The organism is Pseudomonas abieticivorans (assembly GCF_023509015.1).
Classification (GTDB): domain Bacteria; phylum Pseudomonadota; class Gammaproteobacteria; order Pseudomonadales; family Pseudomonadaceae; genus Aquipseudomonas; species Aquipseudomonas abieticivorans.
The window spans coordinates 4,262,088-4,287,120 of record NZ_CP094975.1 but is presented as its reverse complement, the minus strand read 5'-3'; the positions used below and the strand labels follow the sequence as shown (position 1 = coordinate 4,287,120).

14 protein-coding genes and 2 pseudogenes are annotated in these 25,033 nt (G+C 63.3%); 11 read left to right on the top strand and 5 right to left on the bottom strand.

Annotated elements, in window-relative coordinates:
- Positions 1–92: 92 nt before the first annotated feature.
- The gene (locus L9B60_RS19665; protein WP_249672403.1) at positions 93–2,546 is read left to right on the top strand and encodes a ligase-associated DNA damage response DEXH box helicase; all 2,454 of its coding nucleotides are present in this window, start codon (positions 93–95) and stop codon (positions 2,544–2,546) included.
- On the top strand, positions 2,543–3,244 hold the full coding sequence (gene pdeM / locus L9B60_RS19660; RefSeq protein ID WP_249672402.1) for a ligase-associated DNA damage response endonuclease PdeM: 702 nt from the start codon (positions 2,543–2,545) through the stop codon (positions 3,242–3,244). Before L9B60_RS19665 ends, pdeM begins: the two co-directional genes overlap by 4 nt.
- On the opposite strand, the gene L9B60_RS19655 is transcribed toward pdeM, so the two are convergent.
- The 3 genes from L9B60_RS19655 to dcd form a co-directional block, all read right to left on the bottom strand.
- A complete protein-coding gene (locus L9B60_RS19655) occupies positions 3,189–3,995 on the bottom strand; it encodes a transporter substrate-binding domain-containing protein (RefSeq protein ID WP_249672401.1) in 807 nt (268 codons plus the stop codon). The two genes, pdeM and L9B60_RS19655, sit on opposite strands and share 56 nt — an antisense overlap.
- 65 nt (positions 3,996–4,060) lie before the next feature.
- Positions 4,061–4,276 (bottom strand): hypothetical protein, encoded by a 216-nt coding sequence (locus L9B60_RS19650; protein ID WP_249672400.1) that lies wholly within the window; start codon positions 4,274–4,276, stop codon positions 4,061–4,063.
- Between the two features lie 98 nt (positions 4,277–4,374).
- Positions 4,375–4,941 carry a dCTP deaminase gene (dcd, locus tag L9B60_RS19645; protein ID WP_249672399.1) on the bottom strand — a complete coding sequence of 189 codons (567 nt, stop codon included), beginning with the start codon at positions 4,939–4,941 and terminating at the stop codon, positions 4,375–4,377.
- Positions 4,942–5,313: 372 nt separating this feature from the next.
- On the opposite strand from dcd, the gene L9B60_RS19640 reads away from it, so the two are divergent.
- Positions 5,314–5,523 carry a cold-shock protein gene (locus L9B60_RS19640; RefSeq protein ID WP_249672398.1) on the top strand — a complete coding sequence of 70 codons (210 nt, stop codon included), beginning with the start codon at positions 5,314–5,316 and terminating at the stop codon, positions 5,521–5,523.
- 130 nt (positions 5,524–5,653) lie between these two features.
- Here the strand turns inward: L9B60_RS19640 and apbC are convergent, their stop codons facing one another.
- Complete coding sequence (gene apbC, locus L9B60_RS19635; RefSeq protein WP_249672397.1) at positions 5,654–6,748, bottom strand: iron-sulfur cluster carrier protein ApbC; 1,095 nt, start codon at positions 6,746–6,748, stop codon at positions 5,654–5,656.
- A 215-nt stretch (positions 6,749–6,963) separates the two neighbouring features.
- Here apbC and metG point away from each other — a divergent pair, with 215 nt between their 5' ends.
- From metG to lapD, 6 genes and pseudogenes are all read left to right on the top strand, one after another.
- Positions 6,964–9,003, top strand: a complete 2,040-nt coding sequence (gene metG / locus L9B60_RS19630; protein ID WP_249672396.1) for a methionine--tRNA ligase — start codon at positions 6,964–6,966, stop codon at positions 9,001–9,003.
- Between the two features lie 80 nt (positions 9,004–9,083).
- A pseudogene (gene rsxB, locus L9B60_RS19625) lies at positions 9,084–9,887 on the top strand (electron transport complex subunit RsxB); the annotation flags it as partial.
- Positions 9,888–9,923: 36 nt separating this feature from the next.
- A complete protein-coding gene (nth, locus tag L9B60_RS19620; RefSeq protein ID WP_249672395.1) occupies positions 9,924–10,562 on the top strand; it encodes an endonuclease III in 639 nt (212 codons plus the stop codon).
- 107 nt (positions 10,563–10,669) lie between these two features.
- Complete coding sequence (locus L9B60_RS19615; protein ID WP_249672394.1) at positions 10,670–10,849, top strand: PA3496 family putative envelope integrity protein; 180 nt, start codon at positions 10,670–10,672, stop codon at positions 10,847–10,849.
- 210 nt (positions 10,850–11,059) lie between these two features.
- Complete coding sequence (gene lapG / locus L9B60_RS19610; protein WP_249672393.1) at positions 11,060–11,767, top strand: cysteine protease LapG; 708 nt, start codon at positions 11,060–11,062, stop codon at positions 11,765–11,767.
- A gap of 9 nt (positions 11,768–11,776) precedes the next feature.
- Positions 11,777–13,720: a cyclic di-GMP receptor LapD gene (lapD, locus tag L9B60_RS19605; RefSeq protein WP_249672392.1), complete on the top strand. Its 1,944-nt coding sequence runs from the start codon at positions 11,777–11,779 to the stop codon at positions 13,718–13,720.
- A gap of 57 nt (positions 13,721–13,777) precedes the next feature.
- Here lapD and L9B60_RS19600 read toward each other — a convergent pair.
- Positions 13,778–20,924, bottom strand: a pseudogene (locus tag L9B60_RS19600) (retention module-containing protein).
- 568 nt (positions 20,925–21,492) lie between these two features.
- On the opposite strand from L9B60_RS19600, the gene L9B60_RS19595 reads away from it, so the two are divergent.
- Together L9B60_RS19595 and L9B60_RS19590 are read left to right on the top strand one after the other, a co-directional pair.
- Positions 21,493–22,848, top strand: a complete 1,356-nt coding sequence (locus L9B60_RS19595) for a TolC family outer membrane protein (protein WP_249672391.1) — start codon at positions 21,493–21,495, stop codon at positions 22,846–22,848.
- A 25-nt stretch (positions 22,849–22,873) separates the two neighbouring features.
- Positions 22,874–25,033, top strand: a complete 2,160-nt coding sequence (locus tag L9B60_RS19590; protein WP_249672390.1) for a type I secretion system permease/ATPase — start codon at positions 22,874–22,876, stop codon at positions 25,031–25,033.

Sequence of the window (25,033 nt, the reverse complement as noted above, 5' to 3'; positions counted from 1 at the left end):
GCATCCGCGAAGGCCACAGCGCCAATCCCAACTCATTAAAACTAACTCCCCGCCGCCGCTGTCACTGAAGTACCCCTTCAGGATGCCCCGGCATGCCCCCCTCCTTCGCCCAACAATGGTTCGCCCCGCGCAACTGGAAGCCCTTCGCTTTTCAGAAAACCGTGTGGTCGGCTGTGAAGCGCGGCGAATCAGGCCTGTTGCACGCCAGCACCGGCGCCGGCAAAACCTACGCCCTGTGGTTCGCCGCCCTGCAACGTTATGCCGTCAAGGCCAAGCCCAAGGCGCCACTGACCGTGTTGTGGATAACCCCCATGCGCGCGCTGGCTGCCGACACCCTCAAAGCCCTGCAAGCGCCCCTGGACGACCTGCAGATCCCCTGGACCTTGGGCCTGCGCACCGGGGATACCGGCAGCGCCGAACGTGCCCGGCAAAGCCGTCGCCTGCCTACCACCCTGATCACCACGCCGGAAAGCCTGACCTTGCTGCTGGCCCGCGCCAACGCCGCCACGGAACTGGCCAGCCTGCAGATGGTGGTGGTGGACGAATGGCACGAACTGATCGGCAACAAGCGCGGCGTTCAGCTACAACTGGCCTTGGCGCGGCTGCGGCGCTGGAACCCGGCGTTGATCGTGTGGGGTATTTCCGCCACGTTGGGCAATCAGGCACATGCCCAGGCCGTGCTGCTACCTGCTGGCAATGGGGTGAGCGTGCAAGGGGCCGACGCCAAGCGCATCGACGTCGACACCCTGCTGCCGGGTAATATCGAGCGCTTCCCCTGGGCCGGGCACATGGGCCTGCGCATGCTGGAACCGGTGATCAACGAGATCGACCACAGCAGCAGTTGCCTGGTGTTTACCAATACCCGCGCGCAATCGGAGATCTGGTACCAGGCCATCCTCGACAAGCGCCCGGACTGGGCCGGCATCATCGCCCTGCACCACGGCTCCCTGGCCCGGGACACCCGCGACTGGGTCGAGGGCGCGCTCAAGGCCGGCCAGTTGAAAGCCGTGGTGTGCACCTCCAGCCTGGACCTGGGCGTGGACTTTTTGCCGGTGGAGCGGGTGTTGCAGATCGGTTCGGCCAAGGGCGTGGCGCGCTTGATGCAGCGTGCCGGGCGCTCCGGCCATGCACCGGGGCGCCCGTCCCGGGTGACGCTGGTGCCGACCCACAGCCTGGAACTGGTGGAAGCTGCTGCGGCGCAGGTCGCGGTGGCCGAGCGCCGTATCGAACCGCGTGAATCGCCCCACAAGCCGTTGGATGTGTTGGTACAACATGTGGTCAGCATGGCCTTGGGCGGTGGTTTTTTGCCTGACGAACTGCGTGCGGAAGTACAAAGCACCTGGGCCTATCGCGACCTGAGCGATGAGGAGTGGGCCTGGGCCCTGGCCTTTGTCCACCATGGCGGCGACTCACTGACCGCCTACCCCGACTACCAGCGCGTGGAACCCGACGAGCATGGCCGCTGGCGCGTGCCGGATGCGCGCATCGCCCGGCGCCACCGCATGAGCATCGGCACCATCGTCAGTGACGCCAGCATCCAGCTCAAGTTCTGGAGCAAGGGCGGCGGCGGCCGCAGCCTGGGCAGTGTCGAGGAAACCTTCATCGCCCGCCTTCGCCCCGGCGACGGTTTTCTGTTTGCCGGGCGCACGTTGGAACTGGTGCGGGTGGAAAACATGACCGCCTATGTCAAGCGCAGCACCGGCAAAAAGGCCGCCGTGCCGCGCTGGAATGGCGGGCGCATGCCACTGTCCAGCGAATTGGCCGATGCCTTGGTGGCGCAACTGGGCCTGGCGGCGCGCGGCGAATACCACAGCGCCCCGATGCAGGCCGTACGCCCCTTGCTGGAGGTGCAACAGCACTGGTCGGCGCTGCCCACCGAGCACACCCTGCTGGCCGAAACCCTGAAGTCTCGCGAGGGCTGGCACCTGTTTCTGTACCCCTTTGCCGGCCGCCAGGTGCACCTGGGGCTGGCCAGCCTGTTGGCCTCGCGCATGAGCCAACGCCAGCCGCTAACGTTTTCCATCGCGGTCAACGACTATGGTTTCGAACTGCTCAGCGCTACTCCGGTGGACTGGGCCACCTGGTTGAACGGTGCCCTGCTCAGCCCCGAGCATCTTTTGGAAGACGTGCTGGCCAGCCTGAATGCCGGCGAACTGGCCCTGCGGCGCTTCCGTGAGATCGCGCGCATCTCTGGGCTGGTATTCGGTGGCTATCCCGGTTCGCAAAAAAGCACCCGCCAGGTGCAAGCGTCCAGCGGGCTGTTCTTTGAAGTATTCAAACAATACGACGCCGGCAACCTGCTGCTGACCCAGGCCCAGGAAGAAGTGCTGCGCCAGGAACTGGATGTCGACCGCCTGACCCACACCCTGCAGCGTATCGCCTCGCGACGGTTGGACCTGCACGCACTAAAACGCCCCACTCCGCTGGCCTTCCCACTGCTGGTGGAACGGTTTCGCGAAAGCCTGAGTTCGGAAAAACTGGCTGACCGCATCGCACGCATGGTCGGCGAACTGGAAAAAGCCGCCGGCCCCCAGGACAACACATGACCCATCAGACCGTGACACTGGCCGGCTGCGAGCTCTGGTTGCTACCGGAGAAGGCCGTGTATTGGCCCGAACAGAAGGCCTTGCTGATCGCCGACGCGCACTTTGGCAAGGCCGCCGCCTACCGTCGCTTGGGCCAGCCGGTGCCCCGCGGCACCACGCAAAGCAACGTGCAGGTGCTCGACCACTTGCTGCGACAGCACGACTGCCAGCGGCTTATTTTTCTCGGGGATTTCTTGCACGCCCGTGGCTCGCATGCACCGGCCACCTTGGCGGCACTGAGTGAGTGGCGAGCCCGGCATGGCGCCTTGACCATCACCTTGATCCGCGGCAACCACGACCACGCCGCTGGCGACCCGCCCGCCCACCTGGGCTTCGAGGTGGTGGCCGAGCCTTTGCTGCTAGGTGCGTTGGCACTGCAACACGAGCCTGCGCCTTGCCCTGGTTACCCGGTGCTGGCCGGGCACGTGCACCCGGTGTACCGCCTGGTCGGCAAAGGTCGCCAAAGCCTGCGCCTGCCGTGCTACCACATCGGCCGCGACGTCAGCCTGCTGCCCGCCTTCGGGGCCTTTACCGGCGGCCATCCGGTGCGCTGCGGCCCTGGCGAGCGAGTGTTCGTGGTGGGTGACGGTCAGGTTTGGCCGGTCACTGGTGGGCCGGCTGCCACGGGTAGTCCAACCAACGCTGGAAACGCTGTTTGAAATTGCCGCTGGCCTGGTCTTGATGCAGGAACTGATCGACGTACTGCTTGAGCGCGATGTCTTGCGGCAACAACGCGGCTTTCTCGGAGAAGTCGAACGGTTTGTCCGGGTGCACCGCGCAGAGTTCCGGGTGGATCTTCTGCTGCAAACGCGTTTCCACCGCATCGGTCATCATCAGGTCGGCCTTGCCGTCGACGATCTGCTGGAAGATGGTGACGTTGTCATCGTGCACGATGATCTGCGCTTGCTTGAGGTGGGCGCGGGCGAACTTCTCGTTGGTGCCGCCCGGGTTGACGATGGCGCGCACGTTCGGCTTGTCGATCTGCCCCAGGGTCTGGTATTGGCTGACGTTTTTACACAGGGTGATCGGGGTCTTGCCATCGGTTTGGTAGGGCGTCGAGAAAAACGCCTTTTTCTGCCGTTCCAGGTTCACCGATACGCCGCTCAAGGCCAGGTCGTATTTGTCGGCGGCCAGGTCGTTCATCAGGTTAGGCCAAGTGGTAGGCACGATTTGCAGTTTCACACCCAAGGTATCGGCCAATGACTGGGCCAATTCGATGTCCAGGCCAATGAACGTGCCGGTGGCAGTGTCCTTGTAACTGAAAGGTTTGTAGTCACCCGTGGTGCCGACACGCAGCACGCCATGGGCAAGGATCTGCTCGAGGTGATTGTCTGCGGCAAAAACCGGCGCTGCAAACATCAGGCTGATGGCGCAGGCGTGGGCAAAACGACTGAATGCGAGAACAGACATGGCGGGCCTTATTGTCGGGGTAATCCCCAGAGATTACCTGTCAGGCCCGGCCAGTGCGACTGCTATCACGCCACGGGGGCAGGTGGCGGCTCGTCGGGGATCATCGGCTCACCGGGTTCGGTGGGCTGGTTGGGTTGCGGGGTGTCCGGATCGGGTTGGCCCGGAATGCCGCCGGCCATTTGCGCGGCCAGTGGATTTGCCAACAATGACCAGGCCAGCACACCAATGTGGTTGGGCTCGAGCAAGGCTAGCTTGGCGCTGATAGTCGGGTCTATTTTCATAGGGCACTCCTTGACGTAGGCCCGGCTTGCTTGAGCAAACCTGGGCGTTCCACCAATAGAGTGCCGTTTACCGGCCGAGTTCAGCGCCCTTCGTCGAATCAGGTGCGTGGCAGGGTGACGCCGCGCTGGCCCTGGTACTTGCCGCCGCGATCCTTGTACGACACTTCGCACTCTTCGTCGGACTCAAGGAAGAGCATCTGTGCCACGCCTTCGTTGGCGTAGATCTTGGCCGGTAAGGTGGTGGTGTTGGAGAACTCCAGGGTCACGTGGCCTTCCCACTCAGGTTCCAGCGGGGTGACGTTGACAATGATGCCGCAGCGCGCGTAGGTGCTTTTGCCCAGGCAGATGGTGAGAACGTTGCGCGGGATGCGGAAGTACTCGACGGTGCGTGCCAGGGCGAAGGAGTTCGGCGGGATGATGCAGACGTCGCTTTTCACGTCGACAAAGCTCTTTTCGTCGAAGTTCTTCGGGTCCACGGTGGCCGAGTTGATGTTGGTGAACACCTTGAATTCGTCGGCGCAACGCACGTCGTAGCCGTAGCTGGACACGCCGAAGGAGATCACCCGGTTGGCGCCTTCACCGCGCATCTGGCGCTCGACGAAAGGTTCGATCATGCCGTGCTCTTGCGCCATGCGGCGAATCCACTTGTCCGATTTGATGCTCATGGCGGGGGTGTCCTGAATAGCGAGGTGATGAAATTCTGCCGGCCATCTTACCGGGCCGGGGCTCGCCATTCAAAGACTGCGCTACATTTGTGCCGATTGTACGGAACCGAACGGTCATTGGGTGGTGCGCAACCCTTGAAAACCGCTGCATGAAGGTGCGTTTAACTGCCGTCAGTCATGATTTGCGAGAAACCTCACAAAGACCATTGGCACGTTCTGGAAAAAGGGTTAAGGTGGCGCCACTGTGTTGCTTGTGTCACTGAGAATCTCTACCCGATGTTTTACATCTTCATGAATTTTCCTGCTCTTTGCACTCAGTCTCGGCCAGGGCGTTTCCTGAACCGCAGTTAACTTTGTCCAAGGAGATACACCATGTCCAATCGCCAAACCGGTACCGTTAAGTGGTTCAACGATGAAAAAGGCTTCGGCTTCATCACTCCACAATCCGGTGACGACCTGTTCGTACACTTCAAAGCCATCCAGGCTGACGGCTTCAAAAGCCTGAAAGAAGGCCAGCAAGTGACTTTCGTCGCTACCCGCGGCCAGAAAGGCATGCAAGCTGAAGAAGTTCAAGTTGCATAACTTGTTCTGACGCTTTCAAAAAAACCCGCTTTCGAGCGGGTTTTTTTATGCCTGCAATATTTGCAGCGCTGGTTTTCGCGGGTGAATCCCCCCTATAGGCGGGGATTCATCCGCGAACCGGCCCTACCCCTCAATCGTCGCTGATGGTGATGCTCGGCATGGCCGGCGCCGCAGCCTCCTGCAACACAATCCGCGCGCCTACCTGGCGGGCCAACTCCTGGTACACCATGGCGATCTGGCTTTCTGGCTCGGCAATGGCAGTGGGCTTGCCGCTGTCAGCCTGTTCGCGGATCAGCATCGACAACGGCAGCGAGGCCAGCAGCTCCACGCCGTATTGCGAGGCCAGCTTCTCGCCACCACCCTCACCGAACAGGTGCTCGGCGTGGCCACAGTTGGAGCAGATGTGCACGGCCATGTTCTCGACCACCCCCAGTACCGGGATGTTGACCTTGCGGAACATCTCCACGCCCTTGCGCGCGTCCAGCAGGGCCAGGTCTTGCGGGGTGGTGACGATCACCGAACCCACCACCGGCACTTTCTGCGCCAGGGTCAGTTGGATGTCACCGGTGCCTGGCGGCATGTCGATCACCAGGTAATCCAGGTCATTCCAGGCCGTTTGGGTAATCAGTTGCAGCAAGGCACCGGACACCATTGGCCCACGCCAGACCATGGGCGTGTTGTCATCGGTCAGGAAGGCCATGGACATCACTTCGACGCCGTGGGCCTCAAGCGGCACGAACCACTTCTGGTCCTTGACCCGCGGGCGGGTGCCCTCCGGGATACCGAACATCACGCCTTGGCTTGGGCCATAGATGTCGGCGTCGAGGATGCCTACCTTGGCGCCTTCGCGTGACAGCGCCAGGGCCAGGTTGGCGGCGGTGGTGGACTTGCCCACCCCGCCCTTGCCCGAGGCCACGGCGATGATGTTCTTGACGTTGGCCATGCCCGGGATCTGCGCCTGGGCCTTGTGCGCGGCAATCACGCAGTTGATCTCGACCTTGGCCGAGGCCACGCCGTCCAGGCCCTCCAGCGCCATCTGCAGCACCTGGGCCCACCCGTTCTTGAACAGCCCGGCGGCGTAGCCCAGCTCCAGTTGCACGGTGACCCGGTCACCCTGCACATCAATGGCCCGCACACAGCCGGCGCTGACCGGATCCTGGTTCAGATAGGGGTCGGTGTATTGGCGAAGCACGGCTTCCACCGCTGCGCGATTGACGGCGCTCATGGGCACTCCCGTAAAAAGACTGAGTAAAACAGACGGCTATCGTAGCAGTCGCAGCCGCCTTCGCGGATAAATCCGCGCCTACAGGGGGACGCGGTTGTCTGCAGGAGCGGTTTTATCCGCCAAGCCTGTCGACGCGATATTGCAGGTAGGATGAAAAAAATCCCCCGGGCCTTTATAGTGGCCGATCTTCGTTTCACTTCAAGTAGCCGAGCCCCATGTCCGAGCCCCGCAAGATTCTCGTCACCAGCGCCCTGCCCTATGCCAATGGTTCGATCCACCTTGGCCATATGCTGGAATACATCCAGACCGATATGTGGGTGCGCTTCCAGAAGCATCGTGGCAACCAGTGCACGTATGTCTGTGCCGACGACGCCCACGGTTCGGCCATCATGCTGCGTGCCGAAAAAGAAGGCATCACCCCGGAACAACTGATCGCCAACGTGCAGGCTGAACACAGCGCCGACTTTGCCGACTTTCTGGTGGACTTCGACAATTTCCACTCCACCCACGCCGAAGAGAACCGCGAACTGTCCGCGCACATCTACCTCAAGCTGCGTGACGCCGGCCATATCGACCAGCGTTCGGTGACCCAGTATTTCGACCCGGAAAAGAAAATGTTCCTGGCCGACCGCTTCATCAAGGGCACCTGCCCCAAGTGCGGCACCGAAGACCAGTACGGCGATAACTGCGAGAAGTGCGGCGCCACCTATGCGCCCACCGAACTGAAGAACCCGAAATCGGCGATCTCCGGTGCAACCCCGGTGCTCAAGGATTCGCAGCACTTCTTCTTCAAGCTGCCTGACTTCCAGGACATGCTGAAAACCTGGACCCGCAGCGGCAGCCTGCAGGACGCCGTGGCCAACAAGATTGCCGAATGGCTGGACAGCGGCCTGCAACAGTGGGATATCTCCCGCGATGCACCGTACTTCGGCTTCGAGATCCCGGACGCGCCGGGCAAGTATTTCTATGTGTGGCTGGACGCGCCGATCGGCTACATGGCCAGCTTCAAGAACCTTTGCGCGCGCCGCCCGGAACTGGATTTCGACGCCTACTGGGCCAAGGATTCCACCGCCGAGCTGTACCACTTCATCGGCAAGGACATCATCAACTTCCATGCCCTGTTCTGGCCGGCCATGCTCGAAGGCGCGGGCTACCGCAAGCCGACCGCACTGAACGTGCACGGTTACCTGACCGTCAACGGCCAGAAGATGTCCAAGTCACGCGGCACCTTCGTCAAGGCGCGCACCTACCTGGACCACCTGAACCCGGAATACCTGCGCTACTACTACGCAGCCAAACTGGGCCGCGGCGTCGACGACCTGGACTTGAACCTGGAAGACTTCGTGCAAAAGGTCAACTCCGACCTGGTGGGCAAGGTGGTCAACATCGCCAGCCGCTGCGCAGGCTTTATCCACAAGGGCAATAACGGCGTGCTGGTGGCGGAAAACGCCGCACCCGAACTCACCGACGCCTTTCTGGCTGCCACGCCAAGCATCGCCGAAGCCTACGAAAACCGCGATTTCGCCCGTGCCATGCGCGAAATCATGGCCCTGGCTGACCGCGCCAACGCCTGGATCGCCGAAAAAGCGCCGTGGTCGCTGGCCAAGCAGGAAGGCAAGCAGGCCGAAGTGCAGGCCGTGTGCGCCGCGGGTATCAACCTGTTCCGCCAGTTGGTGATCTTCCTCAAGCCGGTGTTGCCGCTGCTGGCCGCCGACGCCGAGAAGTTCCTCAACGTGGCGCCGCTGACCTGGGACGACCACGCCACCTTGCTGGCCAACCATCAGTTGAACCCGTTCCAGGCGCTGCTCAGCCGCATCGACCCGGTCAAGGTGCAAGCTATTGTCGACGCCTCCAAGGAAGACCTGGAAGCCAGCCAACCGGCAGCGCCTGCCGGCAACGGCGAACTGGCCAAGGACCCGCTGTCGGCCGAGATCGATTTCGACGCCTTTGCCGCCATTGACCTGCGCGTAGCGCTGATCGTCAAGGCCGAACACGTGGAGGGTGCCGACAAGCTGCTGCGCCTGACCCTGGACATCGGTGACGAGCAACGCAACGTATTCTCCGGCATCAAGAGCGCCTACCCCAACCCCAGCGAGTTGGAAGGCCGCCTGACCATGATGATCGCCAACCTCAAGCCACGTAAAATGCGCTTCGGTATTTCCGAAGGCATGGTCATGGCGGCCGGCCCCGGCGACAAAGAGATCTACCTGCTGAGCCCTGACAGCGGCGCCAAGCCGGGTCAACGCATCAAGTAAAGCCCTCGCGCCACCGCTATGCTTCAGGCATCGCGGTGGCGCGGCTTTAGCCGCTGCGCTTTGACTGGAACGACCAACCCATGAGTGTGATACAACGCATCGATGCCCTGTTGCCGCAAACCCAATGCGGCAAGTGCGGGCACCCCGGATGCAAACCCTATGCGCAAGGCATCGCCAATGGCGAGCCCATCAACAAATGCCCACCCGGCGGCAGCGAAACCATCGCCGCGCTGGCGCACCTGCTCAACATCCCCGTCATTGCCCTGGACCCTGAACGCGGCAGCGCGCCGGCCCAGGTGGCGTTCATTCGCGAGGCCGAATGCATCGGCTGCACCAAGTGCATCCAGGCCTGCCCGGTGGACGCCATCGTCGGCGCTGCCAAGCTGATGCACAGCGTGATCGTCGACGAGTGCACCGGCTGCGACCTGTGCGTGGCGCCCTGCCCTGTGGACTGCATCGACCTGTTGCCACTGCCAGCCAGCAACGTGGTACCGATCGTCGGTGGCCTGGCCCGGGATGCCGCCGAGTTGGCCGCACGCACCAGCAAGCGCGACCATGCCCGGCGCCGTTTCGAGCGGCGCAACCTGCGCCTGGAGCGCGAAGAGCAACGCAAGCACGCCGCCCGTCTGGCGCGCCAGGCCCAAGCGACCGTGCAAGCCAGCACGGCCAGCCCGGTGCTGTCGGCCATCGAGCGGATCAAGGCGCAAAAGGCCGCTGGCGCCGACGCCGCCCTCAAGCAGGCCAAGATTGCCGTGGCCATGAGCCGAGCCCAATTGCACAAATCGCTCAAGGCCTTTGGCTCGCCCCCCACCTTCGAGCAACACTTGCAACTGCAAGCGCTGGACCGCGAGTACCAAGCGGCCGAGCAAACCCTGGCCACGTTGTTGCCGGCCGTACTCTAGACAGGAAGCGTGTGCCCCATGAACGCCGTCAAACGCCGGGAAATCTTTCGCAGGTTGCACGCGGACAATCCGGAGCCTAAAACCGAACTGGCCTACACCACGCCCTTCGAATTGCTGATCGCCGTGATCCTCTCGGCGCAGTCCACCGACGTCGGCGTGAACAAGGCCACGGCCAAGCTGTACCCGGTGGCCAACACCCCGGCAGCGATCCATGCCCTGGGCGTGGAAGGCTTGTCGGAGTACATCAAGACCATCGGCCTGTACAACAGCAAAGCAAAAAACGTCATCGAAACCTGCCGCCTGCTGGTCGAACTGCACGGCGGTGAAGTACCACAAACCCGCGAGGCCTTGGAGGCGCTCCCCGGGGTGGGCCGTAAAACCGCCAACGTGGTGCTTAACACCGCTTTCCGCCAATTGACCATGGCCGTGGACACGCACATTTTCCGTGTCAGCAACCGCACCGGCATCGCCCCCGGCAAGAACGTGGTGGAGGTGGAAAAGGGCCTGATGAAGTTCGTGCCCAAGGAATACCTGCTGGACTCGCACCACTGGTTGATCCTGCTGGGGCGATATGTATGCCAGGCGCGCAAGCCACGCTGCGGCAGTTGCTTGATCGAAGACCTGTGCGAATACAAGCACAAGACCTCGGACGATTGAGCGGCTATAGAAAATACTGATAAGCCGATTGAAAAAATCTTTTTTACGGGACCCGAATTTATCGTTATAAGGTGCGCCAATGGCATTCCAAGCCTGGAGTTGACTCTATGAGCACCGGTAAAGAAGAACTGGATGTAGAAGACGAACTTTCGCCTGCCGACGACGAAGAAACCGAAGCACCGGTTGAAGTGGCGAAAACCAATCTGAACAAACGCCGCACCATTGACAATCTCCTGGAAGAGCGCCGCTTGCAGCGCCAGCTGGCCGATTACGATTTCGATCTGTAGCCCGCCCATCGCTTGAAACCACCGCTACAAAAAGCCAGCCTTGCGCTGGCTTTTTTGCGGATGGTAGAACGGCCCCTGTGGGAGCAAGCTTGCTTGCCAAGCGGGCTACGCGGTCTAGCTTTCCAGCGGCGCCCGCTCGAAAATACACCCAGCCATGGCGTTCGGCAGTACTTCTCCTAGACTCAAGCCCATCGAACCCGAGTCGCTGCCATGGCTGCACGCCCGCGTCGTCAAGGATGGCCTACGCGCCGGCTCATGGCCTGGTGGTGCGCGGCCTTGCTTGGCCTTTCGCTGGTGGTCACCGGCCAGGACTGGCCCGAATGGGACTTTGCGCAAATCATCAAGACCGCCGAGCAGCGCAACAACGGCCTGGGCTCGGCCAAGGACCGCCTGCAAGACTGGGCCAAACTGCTGCAAAGCGCAGCCCAGCAACCCGAACGCCAGCAACTGGACGCCGTGAACAGCTTTTTCAACCGCCAGTTGCGCTTTGAAGACGACATGACCGTGTGGCACCAGGTGGACTATTGGGCCACCCCCGAAGAAGCGCTGATCAAGGGTGCCGGCGATTGCGAGGACTACGCCATTGCCAAGTACTTCAGCCTGCGCCGCCTGGGCGTGCCGAGCCAGAAACTGCGCATCACCTACGTCAAGGCCCTGACCCAGAACCAGGCCCACATGGTGCTGACCTACTACAGCAGCGACCGCGCCGACCCGTTGGTGCTGGACAACCTGATTGGCGAGATCCGCCCTGCCTCCCAACGCAAGGACCTGCTGCCGGTGTACGCCTTCAATGCCGAAGGCATCTACATGCCGGGGGCGGCGTCGGGCAACAAGGCCAGCGACACGAAAAAACTGTCGCGCTGGCAAGACCTGTTGAAAAAAATGAAGGCCGAAGGCTTTGCCATCGGCGACGGATAGGAGTGCCTGATGTCTTTACTCAAACAGCTCTTCCTGGCGATCTGCCTGTTCCTGGTGGTGGCCTTCAGCGGCAGTTTTTTCGTCAGCCTGGAAAGCTCTCGCGAGCAACTGGTGGGCCAATTGCGCTCCCACGCCCAGGACGCCGCCACGGCGCTGGGGCTGTCCTTGGCGCCGCACATCGACGACCCGGCGATGATGGAGCTGATGGTCAGCTCGATCTTCGACAGCGGCTATTTTGCCAACATCCGCGTGGTCAACCTGGAAGACAACAGCGTGCTGGTCGAGCGCACGGCCGACCCGTCCAACGAAGAGGTGCCCGCCTGGTTTATCCACATGGTCAACCTCAAACCCCAAGGCGCCGATGCGCTGATCATGCGTGGCTGGGAGCAGGCGGCGAAGGTGGAAGTGCTCAGCCATCCGCAATTCGCCCTGGCCAAGCTGTGGGACGCAGCCTTGGGCAGCCTGGTTTGGCTGGCCCTGTGCGGCCTGCTCAGCGCAGTATTCGGTGGCTGGTTGTTGCGCCAGCAATTGCGCCCGCTGGACATGATGGAAAAACAGGCCCAGGCCATCAGCCAGCGCGAATTCCTGACCTTGCCGAAAATCCCCCGTACCCCGGAACTGCGCCGGGTGGTGCTGGCGATGAATCAGATGGTGGAAAAACTCAAGGCGCTGTTTGCCGAAGAGGCCAGCCGCAGCGAAAAGCTATTGGAGGAGTCTTACCTGGACAACCTCACGGGGCTGGCCAACCGCCGGCTGTTCGATGAGCGATTGACCAACCACCTGCTGGTGACCGAACAGAACAGCGCAGGCTACCTGTTGATGCTGCGGGTCAATGACTTGGCCGGCTTGAACCAGCGCCTGGGCGGGCAACGCACCGATGCGCTGATCAGCGAAACCGGCGAATTGCTCAAGCGCCTGCTGCAACAGCCAGGTCGCGACCGGTGGCTGGCGGCGCGCAACCGCGGTGGCGAGTTCAGCCTGCTGGCCCCAGGCCTGGGCCACGACGACGCCGCGCGCCTGGCCGGCGAACTGAGCGCCAGCCTGGAAAACCTCCACCACACCGGCGCCAGCGACGTGCAGCCGGTGGCCCACCTGGGGGTGGTGGCCTACAAGCCTGGGGAAACCACGGCCGCCGCCTACATGCACCTGGACCAGGCGCTGACACAGGCCCAGAACACCCCCCGGCAGCCCTGGGCGATCGTCGCCAATTTCACCGGCGCGCCGCTGCAAAACCCACGCGAGTGGCGCACCTGGATCGACGAGGCGCTCAAGGAAAGCAAACTCAGGCTGTACTTCCAACCGGTGGTGACCTGCGACGATGTCGGCCAGGTGATCCACCAAAAAGTTTTGGCACGCCTGCTCGATGCCGACGGCCAAGCCGTGGCCGCCGGGCACTTCCTACCCTGGATCGAGCGGCTGGGCTGGTCGACGCGTTTTGACATGGCCATGCTCGAACACACCTTGGCCTACCTGGCCGAGCATCCGCAACCGTTGGCCTTGAGCCTGTCGGGCAGTACCTTGCGCGAGGCCGGCAACCTGCAACAGATCATCGACCTGCTCAAGAGCTGCCCAGGCCAGGCGCACCTACTGACCCTGGAAGCCGACGAACGCCACCTGCCCGGCCCCGCCGAACTGCCAGCGCTGAGCCAGTCGATCCGCGACACCGGCTTTCATTTCGGCCTGCAGCACTTTGGTGGCAGCTTCAGCCAGATCGGCAACCTGACGCAGTTGGGCCTGGCGTACTTGAAAATCGACGGCAGCTACATCCGCGCCATCGACCAGCAGGGCGACAAGCGCCTGTTCATCGAAGCCATCTACCGCGCCACCCACAGCATCGACATGCCGTTGATCGCGGAAATGGTGGAGACGCAAGGGGAGTTGGAGGTGCTCAAGGCGTTGGGCTTGCACGGGGCGATGGGCAGGTTGATCGGAGCACCCGCGCCGGCGCTGTGAAGATCGCCCTCGCCCCAACCCGCTAGGGTTAGGACGGGGGCTACCGTTAAAGCCTGCTCACACGGTATCGACCTTCAGCGAGTGATCGCCCAGCATCCCATTGATAATCGTCGCTGTGTCATGCGCCGACACCACCCCGCCCGCCCCCGGCGTCACGCCGTAGTGACTGGCCAGGTTCACGCCTTGCAGGTCGATGGTCTGGGTCGGCGCCGCGCCGGCCGTGACGCTGACACTGATCGACGACACCAGCCCCGCCCCCACACCGGTTACCGTGAAGTGCAGGTAATCGTCCAACGAGGTGGCGTTGGCGTTCTCGCCCTGCAGCAGTTGCGACAGGTCGAGCTTGTCGGTGCCCGGGCTGAAGTCGGTGATGGTGTCGTGGCCGGCGTTGTTGGGGCCGTACTTGAAGGTGTCTTCGCCCGCGCCGCCGGTCAGGGTGTTGTTGCCGAAGCTGCCGATCAAGGTGTCGTTGCCGCCACCGCCCACCAGCACGTCATTACCCAGGCCGCCGCTGAGCACGTTGGCCTGATCGTTACCGGTCAGATGGTCGCCGTAGTCCGAGGCAATCAGGTTCTGGATATTGTGCAAAGTGTCGTGGCCGGCGCCGGTGTCCTGCGCCGTCTCGATGCGCAGGTCCACGGTCACCGGGCCCTTGGCGTTGTGGTAGCTGACGGTGGTCACGTCACCGGCGGCGGTACCGCCGATGAAGGTGTCATTGCCCGCGCCGCCCATCATGAAGTCATGGCCGCCCTTGCCGATCAGCGTGTTGCCGCTGTCATCGCCCAGCAAGATGTCATCGCCCGTGGTACCGGTCAGGGTATGCCCGGCCTGGTAGGTGATCAGCGCAGCCGCCGTGTCGCTGCCGCCATGGCCGTCGCTGACGGTGTACGTGGCCGGCAGGTTGGGCGTGTAATCGGCCGCCCCTGCGTAGTTGACCGCCATGTCCAGGGTGTAGGCCGTGGCGCTGGCGTGGCCAGCCGCATGGCTGACGTGGATGGTGTAGTCGCCGTCGGTGGTGGCGTGGATCGAGCCGCCATCGCCCAACGGCGTCGAACCGCCATTGCCCAGCTTCCAGGACAGGTCCAGGTGGCTGTTGCTGGCGTCACTGAGGTTCAGGGTTTCGCCGGCCTTGAGGTGCACGGTGATCGAGTCCGACGCATTGGCATTGCTGACAAACGCCGCCGCGCCGAGGAACCCGCTGACCACCAGCAACGCCGTCATGTTGCCGGTGTTGGCGTTGAAGTCACTGCGGTCGATGGTCTTGACCTGGTTGGCGCTGGTGTTGCCGGTGCCGTTGAACAGGATCGTCTGCGTGCTGGCCGCACTGAAGTCGGCCCCCTTGGGCGCCCAGCCGGTGACGAAACCGATGTTGGTGACGGTCAACTGATCGCCATTGGCATCGGTGTCGTTGGCCACCAGCCCGTCGCTGGGCACGATGATGGTCGAGGACAGGATATTGGTGATGATGTGGTCGGCCACGGCCACCGGGGCGGTGTTAGGCGTGAGGTTGATGGTCAGGGTGGCGGGGTTGGACAGGTCGCCGTCATTGTCGGCTAGCACGAAGCCCACGGTTTCCTTGATCGCCACCGTGGTGCCATTGGCCGACGAGGTGTAGCTGTAGGCGCCGTTGTCCATGTCCACCACCAAGGTGCCGCCATGGCTGCTGGCCACGCTGATGCTGTTGGTGGTGGTGTCGAAACTGCCGTGGCTGGTACCGCCGGACGTGCTCATGCCGCCCGCGCCGTTGTTGGCCTTGGGGTCGTAGGTGTAGGTCACGCCATCCACCAGGATGGCCTTGATGAAGCCGCCGTCGGCACCGAAGGTGCTGTGGGCCAGCAGGCTGCCAGTCAGTGCCACGCCCTGCACGGTGCCGCTGAGCACCGCGTCGAGGTCGCCCAGGTTCTTGACCACGGTGGCGTTGGTGTCGACCTTGGCCACCCCGTCGTAGGCGATCGGGTCCAGGTACTGGCTGTTGACGTGGGTGCCAAGGCCAATGGCATAGGACTTGATGTCGTTGGCCGTGAGGTAGTTGGCCCAGGCTTGTGCCTCGCTTGGGTCGATGCCATCGCCCTTGTCGACGTTGGTTTCGCTGCCCGACTGGCCGTGGCCGGTCTTGGGATTGGTATCGGACAGGGTCGGGTTGCCGTCGGAGAAGAAGTAGCTGACGTTCTGCGCGCCCTCGATCTTGCCGCTGGTCTGGAACGCCTGTTGCGCGCCGCTCAAGGCGTAGTCGTAGTTGGTGCCACTCTCGGCGTGCAGCCCGGCGATGTAGGCCTTGGCAGTGGCCACGTCGACCCAGACGCTGCTGGCCACGTCGACACTGCTGTTGAAGGTCACCACCTGCACCTTGACGTCACCCATGTCATCGTACTTGTTGAGCAAGGTGAAGATGGCCGATTTTGCCAGGTCCAGGCGGCTGCCACCGACGCCGGAGTCTTCGTTCATGCTGCCGGACACATCGATCACCAGCAGCAGGTTGGTGTTGATGCCCGACACCGTTGCGCCCTGCTCGATGGGCCCGGCCTTGGGCACGTCGTCGGCGATGTTGATGGTCAGGTGGCTGCTGATGGTGTTGCCCAGCGAGTCCGTGCCCTGGTAGGTGAACGTCTCGTGGGTCAGGTCGGCGCCGTTGTTGGCCCCCGGCGTGGTTTTAGGCGCCGACGTCAGGGTGTAGGTATAGCTGCCGTCACTGTTGAGGTGCAGCGTGCCGTATTGGCCGACCAGGGTGCCATCGGTCGCGCCTGCCAGGCTATAGGTGATCGGCCCGGCGCCACCGTTGATGCTGCCGGCGACGCTGCCGCTGGCGGTTTCGCCGGTGGAATCGGGGTGACTGCCCACCACCGTGCCGGGTGCCAGGTCGTTGTGATCCTGGTTCAGGTCCAGGGCCGCTTCGAACACGGTCACGCCATGCACGTCGCAGGCCTGCAGGCCGGTGTCGCTGATCTTGATGGTGACGGTGGTGGTGCTGATGTCGCCGTCGCCGTCGGCCACCGAGTAGGTGAACACATCGCTCACCGTGCCATGGCTCACCGAGTTGGCGTTGGCATGGTAGGCCGAGGTACCGTCGGCCAAAATCACCAGTTGGCCATACAGGCCGGTGATCACCGTGCCCACGCCGCCAACCACCGAATGGGACGTGTCGCCACCGGCCTTGACGCCCACTACGCCGTAGAAGCCGTCGGCGCCGGACACATCGTTTTGCAAGACGTTGCCTTGCACCGTCTGGCCTTCGTAGAGGTGGGCCGAGTCCGGGTAGGCAGTGGGCTTGTCATCGACGATGCGGATGGTCAGCTCACTGGTCACGCTGTTGCCGACGCTGTCGGTGGTCACCAGGGTGAAGCTTTCGGTGGTGCTTTGCACCGCGCCCGGCGCCACATGGGGGGCCGAGACCAGGGTGTAGGTGTAGCTGCCGTCGCCGTTGAGGTGGATGACCCCGTAGGTGCCGGTGAGGTTGCCGTTGGTGGCGCCCTGCAGGCTGTAGGTCAGCGCGCCGACGCCGCCGGTCACCGAACCGGCCACGCTGCCGCTGGCGGTTTCTGCGGTCGAATCCGGATGGCTGCCGGTGGAAGTGCCCGCGGCCAAATCATTAGGGTCTTTGTTCAGGTCCAGCGCCGCTTCGAACACGGTCACGCCATTCACGTCACAGGCTTGCAGGCCCGCGTCGCTGATCTTGATGGTGACGGTGGTGGTGCTGATGTCGCCGTCGCCGTCGGCCACCGAGTAGGTGAACACATCGCTCACCGTGCCATGGCTCACCGAGTTGGCGTTGGCGTGATAGGCAGACGTACCGTCGGCGGCAATGATCAGCACGCCGTACTGGCCAATGATCGCCGTCCCTACGCCGCCAATCACCGAATGGGAGGTGTCGCCGCCGGCCTTGACGCCCACCACGCCATAGAAGCCATCGGCGCCCGACACGTCGTTTTGCAGCACATTGCCTTGGACCGTCTGGCCTTCGACGATGTGGGCATAGTCCGGGTAGGCCGTCGGCTTGTCATCGACGATGCGCACGGTCAATTCACTGGTGACGGTGTTGCCCACGCTGTCGGTGGTCACCAGGGTGAAGCTTTCGGTGGTGCCCAGGGAGGCCCCTGGGCCGACATGCGGTGCCGACGTCAGGGTATAGGTGTAGGTGCCGTCGGCATTGAGGTGGATTTGCCCATAGGTACCGGTCAGGTCGCCGTTGGTGGCGCCGACCAGGCTGTAGGTCAGCGCGCCGACGCCACCGGTCACCGAACCGGCCACGGTGCCGCTGGCGGTTTCGGCGGTCGAATCCGGATGGCTGCCGGTGGAAGTGCCCGCGGCCAAATCGTTATGGTCTTTGTTCAGGTCCAGCGCCGCTTCGAACACGGTCACGCCATTCACGTCACAGGCTTGCAGGCCCGCATCGCTGATTTTGATGGTGACGGTGGTGGTGCTGATGTCGCCGTCGCCGTCGGCCACCGAGTAGGTGAACACGTCGCTGACCGTGCCGTGGGTCACCGAGTTGGCGTAGGCATGGTAGGCCGAGGTGCCGTCGGCCAGGATCACCAATTGGCCGTATTGGCCGTTGATCACCGTGTTCACCCCGCCAATGACTGGCTGCGAGGTATCACTGCCGGCCTTGACGCCCACCACGCCATAGAAACCATCGGCGCCGGACACATCGTTGTGCAGCACGTTGCCTTGTACCGTCTGGCCTTCGGCGATGTGCGCGGTGTCTGGGTTGGCCGTGGGCACGTCGTCGACGATGTTGATGACGATGGTGCTGGTGACCGTGTTGCCGTTGGCGTCGGTGGCCTGGTAGGTGAAGGTCTCGTTGCTGAGGGTGTTGTTGCCATCGTTGGCCGCCGGCGTGGTGTGCGGGGCCGAGGTTCAGGGTGTAGGTGTAGCTGCCATCGCTGTTGAGGTGGATTTGCCCATAGGTGCCGGTCAGGTTGCCATTGGTGGCGCCCACCAGGCTGTAAGTCAGGGCGCCGACGCCGCCGGTCACCGAGCCCGCCAGCGAGCCGCTGGCCGTCTCGCCGGTCAGCGCAGGCGTGCTGCCGGTCACGGTGCCCGGCGCCAGGTCGTTGTGGTCCTGGAATTTGTCGAGGTCTTTCTCGTACACCGTCACGTCACTGTCGGTGAGCGCGACCAGGCCGCTGTCGGCGATGCCGATGGTGATGGTGGTGGTGCTGAGGTCACCGTCCGCGTCGGCGATGGTGTACGTGAACACATCGTAAGCGCCTGGCGGCGTCACGGCGTTGGGGTTGCTGTGGTAGACCGCTTCGCCGTTTGCCGCCACGGTCAGCGTGCCGTACAGGCCGGTAACGCTGGTGCCTACGCCGCCCACCGCAGGCAGTGCGGTAAAGCCGCCGGCGCGTACGCCGATCACCGCGCCAAAGGCACTGGGGCCATCAGCGCTGGGCACGTCGTTGGCCAGCACGTTACCCACCACGGTGCCGCCTTCGACCACGTGCGTGGTGTCGGCAATCGCCTTGGGCGTGTCGTCGATGATGTTCACGTCCAGGCTGGCGCTGGCGGTGCTGCCGTCCGTGTCGGTGGCCACCACGCTGATGTGGTCGACCTTATCGTTGGCGCCCTGGCCCAGCGGGTGCTGGATGTTGTCGGCCAGGGTGTAGCTGTAGGTGACCACGCCGGTGGTGAGGTTGACGTTGGTGATGGTCAACTGCTGGCCGAGCGTGGTGGTGATGACTTGGCCGACGCCGGTCACCGCCCCGCCGGTCACGATGTTCACCCCGCCCACGGTCAAGGTCTGCAAGCCGTCGGCGGCATTGATGGTGAAGGTCCCGTTCTGGGTCAGCGCGCCAGCGTTGGGGCTACTGCCGTCGGCCAGGTTTTTCTCGTAGACGGTTTGTTCGCCGCCGCTCACGTCCAAGCCGTTGATCAAGACCTGGTCGTTGATGTTATTGATGTTCAACGTCAGCGTGGCAGTGCTGGTATCGCCGTCCGAGTCATTGAGGGTGTAGGTGAACGTTTCGGTGCCACTGCCGCCACCATGCAGGGCGACAAATGCCGGGTCGCTGCTGTTGAGGGTGTAGGTGTAGTTGCCGTCGGCGGTCAGCACCAGGGTGCCGTAGGTGCCGGTGTAGGTGCCGGGGGTAATGGGGCCGCTGGTGCCGGTGACCGGGATGCGGTCGGCGCCCTGGATGTCATTGGTCAGCACGTTACCGGTCAGCACCAGGTGCTGTTCGGTGGCGGCCACCGGGTTGAGGTCGTTGATGGCCTGGGGCACGTCGTCGGTCACGTTGACGTCGATGGTGCCGGTGGCCGTGGTGCCGTTGCTGTCGGTGGCCGTGACCGTGATGCTTTCGCTGATGGTGTTGGCGCCGTTGCCCGCGGGTTGGCTTTCGTTGCCGTCCAGGGTGTAGGTGTAGGTGACCTGGCCGTTGTTGTAGCCGGTGATAGTCAGGGTGTTGCCCAGGCCCGTGGTGATCGACTGGCCGAGGCCGGTGAGCACGCCATTGGTGAGCACGTTGATGCCGCCGACGGTCAGGTTGCTCAGGCCGTCCGGCGCGCTCACGGTGAAGCTGTTGGCTTGGGTGAGGGCCGCCGCATTGCTGGCCGAGCCCAATGGCAGGTTGGCCTCGTTGACGTTGATCTCACCCGATTGCACCGACAGGCCGTTGATGGTCACGCCGTTGTCCACCGGTACCGGCAGCAGGGGGGTGATCACGATAGGCGCGGTGTCCTGGGCATTGGTGTTGGGCTGCGGCAGCACGTCCTGGATGGCCAGTTCCGGCACGCCGCCGAAGCCTGCGGTGGGGAAACCGGTGACCGGATCAACCGCGCCACCGACTTCAGTGAGCAACACGAAACTGTGGCCACCACCGGCCGCGCCGCCGGGCGTGTTGGTGGTGAGGGTGGGGCCGGCCGCAGTGGCCTCGGCATCGGCCGTCGGGTCGGCACCCGCGGCGATGGCTTGTTGCAGCTTTTGCACGTCGGTCAGTTGCGACTCGCTGGGGGCGACCGCCTCGGGAGCATCCACATGAGGGGCATGGCCGGCGAGCAGATCGGGGGACAGCTTGAGGCTACTGTCACGGCCCAGGGTCAGCTCGTTGCCGTTGTTCAGGTGCACCGCCACCGCGCCCGAGGCGCCGGTGTCCAGTTGCTCGCCGGCAAACACCCGGTCGCCTTCGACCAGCGCCCGGCGGCTGCCGTCGCCGCCAACAGCGAATACCTGCCCGATGACCTTGGTGACAGTCCCGATCAATGTAGCCATGTGCATTCTCCACTGCCGCTCGCGGCATCAGGTGTTTGCGCACAGTGCACAGGGGTGTGCGTGGAGGTACGGCCGGACGCCATGCGGCACGGCACCCGACCCATTCGGATGCTTCATGCTACACAGCCAATCCAACTGACCTACAACCGCCGGCGGCTCGCGCGGACAAACCTGAACAAAATCAGTTTGATCCGTTTTCGAGCGCTTTTGGTGAGGTGGCGAATGAGTCTTTACCCTGCAAGTGACAATTTTCTGTCGCCAAAGACTCACGCGTTCCCTCCCCTCCGCTACATCCCCGCCCTATGTCGCAAATAAATTCTGAACTTTTCTTGTTCAGCCCTAAAGCCTTGTTGTTACTTCGCTTGGCGGGCTGGCTTGAGAGAACAATGTCTTGGATTTTCCAGAGCGCATAAGTTTTTTTCCGCATAACTGTTATGAAAAAATCTTCTTAGCTCTTCCTAAAGATGTTCTTAGCTCTGTTGTTACAGGCCTGAAACGGTTTGACCTTTATTTTTCGTCATTTTTTTGGCGATTGCTTCACTTCGAAGACCTTAGGGAGATCCACCCAATGCGCGTTTTGAACCCCATCTACAGCGCGGTTTTGTTGGCGATGGCCTGCGCTCAAGCCCAAGCCATGTCGCTCACCGACGCGATCCAGAGCACCATCGACAACCACCCGGAGATCCAGTCCAGCATTAACAACCGGCTGTCGGCAGATGAGGACGAGAAAGTCGCCAAGGGCGGGTTTTACCCCAGCGTTGACCTGGTGGCCGGTTACGGCCGGGAAAAAACCGACAGCCCGACCACCCGCGCGCTCACCGGCAACAACACCGAAACCCTGAATTACACCCAGTCGGAACTGCGGCTGCGGCAGATGCTGTTCGACGGTTTCAACACCCCCAACGAAGTGGAACGCACCAAGGGCGTGGTCAACTCGCGCGCCTACTACGTGCGCGGTACCTCGGAAACCCTGGCCCTGCGCGCCATCGAGGTGTACCTGGAAGTGCTCAAGCGTCGCGAGCTACTGACCCTGGCCAAAAATAACCTGCAGGCGCACCTGCGGGTCAACGACCAGATCGGCCTGCGCAGCGAGCGCGGCGTGGGCAGCACCGCCGACGTCGACCAATCGCGAGCCCGTCGCGCCCTGGCCGAGAACAACTTCTACACCGCCCAAGTAGACCTGTCGGACGCCGAGGCGAACTTCTTCAGCGCCGTGGGGCGCATGCCCGACGAGCTGGAATCACCAGCCTCGGTCAAAGGCGAAATGCCCACAGACCTTGCGTCCGCCCGCCAGTCGATGCTGGAGAACAACCCCTACCTGAAATCGGCCCAAGCCGACGTGCAGTCTGCCGAAAGCCAGTACGAAACCGCCAAGTCGCCGTTCTACCCGCGCCTGGACGCGGAGCTGGCGGTGGGCGCCAACAACAACATCTCCGGCGAAGAAGGCCGCGACAACAACTGGCGCGCCGGCGTGGTAATGAACTACAACCTGTTCCGCGGCGGCAGCGACAAGGCCCGCCTGCAGTCCGATGCGCACAAGATCAACCAGGCCATGGACATCCGTAACAACGCCCTGCGCATGCTCAACGAGAACATGTCGCTGGCCTGGAACGCCATGAACAACGCCCGCGTGCAAACCCCCTACGCCCGCGAATACGCCGAGACCACCACCAAGGTGCGTGCTGCCTACCAAGACCAGTTCGGCCTGGGCCAACGGACCCTGCTCGACCTGTTGGACAGTGAGAACGAGTTGTACAACGCCAACCGTCGTTACGCCGAGGTGCGCTACACCGAGGAGTATTCGATGTACCGCGTGCTGGCCAACATGGGCCAGTTGCTGAACAAGGAAAAAGTCGTGTTGCCAGCAGAAGCCATCGCCCAGACGGAAGTCAAAAGCGAAGCGCGCCTGCCGGACATGAAGTAATCGACCGTCGCCTGGAGTACTGCCTTTGACCAGCATGCAACCTGCAGCCCCGGGCGTGGACCCGCGCCTGAGCTTCGATGACCCCCTGCTCGACGGCTTGCTGATCTTGTGCAAGCTGCACGGTTGCACCGTCAGCCGCACCAGCCTAAGCGCCGGCCTGCCCCTGGCCGAGCAACGCATGAGCCTGGACCTGCTGCCCCGTGCCGCAGCCCGGGCCAGCTTGCAGGCGCGCCTGTTGCGCCGCGAACTGTCGGCGATCTCGCCGCTCAACCTGCCGGTGCTGCTGATCCTCGACCAGGGCCGCTGCGCGGTGCTCAGGCGCTGGGGCGAGGACGGCCAGGCGCTGATCCTGCCCAGCGAAGCCGAGGGTGGCGAGCAATGGGTCAGCCTTGAAGAATTGCAAGCGGCCTACAGCGGCCAAGCGCTGTTCGCACGGCCCCGCCACGAGCTTGAAGACCTGCGCTCGCCGCTGATGCCACGGGTGCATGCCTGGTTTCGCGACACGCTCAAACTGTCCCGCTGGCTGTACAGCGACGCCATCCTGGCCAGCCTGATGATCAACCTGCTAGGGCTGATGGTGCCGCTGTTCGTGATGCAAACCTACGACCGGGTGGTGCCCAACCAAGCCACCTCGACCTTGTGGGTGCTGGTGATCGGGCTGTTGGTGGGCACGCTGTTCGAACTGGTGCTGCGGGTGGTGCGCGCGCACCTACTGGACACCGCCGGCAAGAAGACCGACCTGATCCTGTCCGCCACGCTGTTTGAGCGCATCACCGGCATGGCGATGAAAGCCCGCCCCGCCACCATCGGCGGTTTTGCGCAAAGCATCCACGACTTCCAGGGCCTGCGCGAATTCCTCACCGCGGTCACCCTGACCAGCATCATCGACCTGCCTTTCGCCGTGCTGATGCTGCTGGTGATCGGCCTGCTGGGCGGCTGGCTGGTGGTGATCCCGATGCTGGCTTTCCCGCTGACCATCATCTTTGCCCTGATCATCCAGGTGCGCCTGCGCGACACCGTGCAAAAAAGCCTGGCCCTGGGCGCCGAACGCCAGGCGCTGCTGATCGAAACCCTCAGCGGCCTGGAAACCCTGAAGGCCTGTGGCGCCGAGAGCGAGCGCCAGTACCAGTGGGAAAACACCCACGGCGCCCTCACCCGCCTGGACAGCCATGCGCGCAACCTGTCGGCCATGGCCACCAACGGCACGCTGTTCATCCAGCAGTTTTCCGGCATGGCGATCATCGTCGCCGGGGTTTACAGCATCATCGCCGGCAACCTCAGCGTGGGCGCGCTGGTGGCCAGCTACATGCTCGGCAGCCGCGTGCTGGCGCCACTGGGGCAGATCGCCGGTTTGATCACCCGCTACCAGCAGGCCCAACTGACCATGCGTAGTACTGACGCGCTGATGGCCCTGCCGCAAGAGCGCGACCCGCAACAGCGGCCACTGGAACGCACCACCCTGCAAGGAGCCCTGGCGGTCAGCCAGGTGACCTTCCGTTATGCCGGGCAAAACGCCCCGGCCCTGAGCAACATCAGTTTCAGCATGAAGCCGGGCGAACGCATCGGCATCATCGGCCGCAGCGGCTCGGGCAAAAGCACCCTGGCGCGGCTGGTCCTGGGCTTCTACGAACCCGACGAAGGCCAGGTGCTGCTGGACAACCTGGACCTGCGCCAACTGGACATCAGCGACCTGCGCCAGCAAGTCGGCTACGTGGCCCACGACCTGCCGCTGCTGGCGGGCAGCCTGCGTGACAACCTGACCCTGGGCGCGCGTTACGTCAGTGACGCACGCATGCTGGAAGTGGCCGAAATGACCGGCGTCAGCGAACTGGCCCGCCAGCACCCGGCCGGCTTCGACCGCCCGGTGGGCGAACGCGGCCAACTGCTCAGCGGTGGCCAGCGCCAGGCCGTGCTGCTGGCCCGGGCACTGCTACTGGACCCACCGATCATGGTGCTCGACGAACCCACCAGCCACATGGACAACAGCAGCGAAGACACCCTGCGCCTCAAGCTGCACAGCTGGGTGCAGGGCAAAAGCCTGCTGCTGGTCACCCACCGCACCTCGATGCTCAGCCTGGTGGATCGGCTGTTGGTGCTGGACAACGGACGGATCGTGGCCGATGGCCCGAAAGACGCGGTAATCGACGCATTGCGCAAGGGCCGTGTCGGCTCAACAGCGGTTTAG

Coding starts and splice junctions, on each gene's coding strand:
- L9B60_RS19665 (WP_249672403.1), top strand. CDS start 93: ATGCCCCCCTCCTTCGCCCAACAATGGTTCGCCCCGCGCAACTGGAAG.
- pdeM (WP_249672402.1), top strand. CDS start 2,543: ATGACCCATCAGACCGTGACACTGGCCGGCTGCGAGCTCTGGTTGCTA.
- L9B60_RS19655 (WP_249672401.1), bottom strand. CDS start 3,995: ATGTCTGTTCTCGCATTCAGTCGTTTTGCCCACGCCTGCGCCATCAGC.
- L9B60_RS19650 (WP_249672400.1), bottom strand. CDS start 4,276: ATGAAAATAGACCCGACTATCAGCGCCAAGCTAGCCTTGCTCGAGCCC.
- dcd (WP_249672399.1), bottom strand. CDS start 4,941: ATGAGCATCAAATCGGACAAGTGGATTCGCCGCATGGCGCAAGAGCAC.
- L9B60_RS19640 (WP_249672398.1), top strand. CDS start 5,314: ATGTCCAATCGCCAAACCGGTACCGTTAAGTGGTTCAACGATGAAAAA.
- apbC (WP_249672397.1), bottom strand. CDS start 6,748: ATGAGCGCCGTCAATCGCGCAGCGGTGGAAGCCGTGCTTCGCCAATAC.
- metG (WP_249672396.1), top strand. CDS start 6,964: ATGTCCGAGCCCCGCAAGATTCTCGTCACCAGCGCCCTGCCCTATGCC.
- nth (WP_249672395.1), top strand. CDS start 9,924: ATGAACGCCGTCAAACGCCGGGAAATCTTTCGCAGGTTGCACGCGGAC.
- L9B60_RS19615 (WP_249672394.1), top strand. CDS start 10,670: ATGAGCACCGGTAAAGAAGAACTGGATGTAGAAGACGAACTTTCGCCT.
- lapG (WP_249672393.1), top strand. CDS start 11,060: ATGGCTGCACGCCCGCGTCGTCAAGGATGGCCTACGCGCCGGCTCATG.
- lapD (WP_249672392.1), top strand. CDS start 11,777: ATGTCTTTACTCAAACAGCTCTTCCTGGCGATCTGCCTGTTCCTGGTG.
- L9B60_RS19595 (WP_249672391.1), top strand. CDS start 21,493: ATGCGCGTTTTGAACCCCATCTACAGCGCGGTTTTGTTGGCGATGGCC.